This is a genomic window from Paenibacillus sp. EKM211P (genome assembly GCF_011066175.1).
Classification (GTDB): Bacteria; Bacillota; Bacilli; order Paenibacillales; family Paenibacillaceae; genus Paenibacillus; species Paenibacillus polymyxa.
Genome location: NZ_JAAMNS010000044.1, coordinates 1 through 1,287, shown reverse-complemented (window position 1 = coordinate 1,287; position 1,287 = coordinate 1). Strand labels below are relative to the sequence as shown.

At 47.6% G+C, this 1,287-nt stretch carries 1 protein-coding gene; it reads left to right on the top strand.

Going from position 1 to position 1,287, the window contains the following annotated elements; genetic code table 11:
* The first annotated feature begins 95 nt into the window (after nucleotides 1–95).
* Nucleotides 96–1,240 (top strand): IS3 family transposase gene (locus tag G9G57_RS25245; RefSeq protein ID WP_164965679.1). Its coding sequence is split into 2 segments (ribosomal slippage): nucleotides 96–369 and nucleotides 369–1,240, totalling 1,146 coding nucleotides; the frame shifts between segments, so codons are not numbered across the junction.
* Nucleotides 1,241–1,287 lie beyond the last annotated feature (47 nt).

Below are 1,287 nucleotides of genomic sequence, written 5' to 3'. Positions count from 1 at the left end.
GGGACTGACCCCATAACGTGAGACAAATCAAAACACTTTCGAGAGAATCAAGCCATGTCGTAAGATATGGAGATAACCTTGGAGGTGTTTTTACGTTGGCAACGAGAGTGAGTTACCCCCTAGAAATAAAGATGAAAGCTATTGAAATGAGATTGGCAAGAGTTCCGGTAAAAGAGGTTATGGAGCAACTGGGAATACGGAATAAGACACAGCTAAAAACATGGATGAGGTGGTATCGAAAAGGCGAAGTGCATCGTCTGGAGCAGCCTGTGGGTAAACAATACAGCTACGGAAAAGGTCCGGAACACTCCTCAGAGCTTGAAAAAGTAAAGGCGGAGAACCGGTTCCTGAAGCAGCAATTGGACCTGCTAAAAAAGTACAAGGAACTGGAAAGGAGGTGGAACCAGAAGTCGCTGTTGCCTGGATCGAATCCATTCGAGACGAAGTGACGGTGTCTGAGGCTTGTAGATGGATCGGGATCGCAAGAGCGACCTACTACCGCTGGAAAGCAGCCGCGAAGACAGAGCGCACAGATGCTACGGTGGAGAAAATCCGGGGGCTTTGCATCCATCATAAATTTCGGTATGGTTACCGGAAAATCACCGCACTCCTTCGGGCAGAGCAAAGAATGAATCACAAACGAGTTCAGCGGATTATGCAGCGTGAGGGGCTACAGTGCCGCGTGAGGATGAAGAAACGAAAGGTCACTGGACCGTCTGCTCATCTAGCGGAAAATCTGCTGAAGCGGCAATTCCATGCCGAGGCGCCCCTGCAAAAGCTCGTCACGGATATCACCTATTTACCGTTTGGGGGTAAGATGTTGTACTTCTCCAGCATTCTAGATCTGTACAACGGAGAAATTGTGGCTTACAGTATAGCGGACAAGCAAGATACGTCCTTGGTTTTGGATACGCTGAATCAACTTCCAAAACGGACAAACATGCTACTCCATAGCGACCAGGGAAGCGTGTATACGTCACAGGCATATCAAGCTGCAGTAAAGGGAAAAGGCATTACCATGAGCATGTCCCGTAAAGGAACGCCCGCTGATAATGCCCCCATCGAATCATTTCATTCCACACTAAAGTCTGAAACGTTCTACCTCGAAGATCTCATCTGTACAACGACTGCCATCGTTGTACAGACCGTTCGAGACTACATCAACTACTATAACTCAATTCGGATTCAAACGAAACTAAATAACCAGTCGCCAGTAGATTACAGGCGACTGGTTGCTTAAACTTGAAAGGTGTTTTGATCCCTGTCTCACAAATGGGGGTCAGTCCC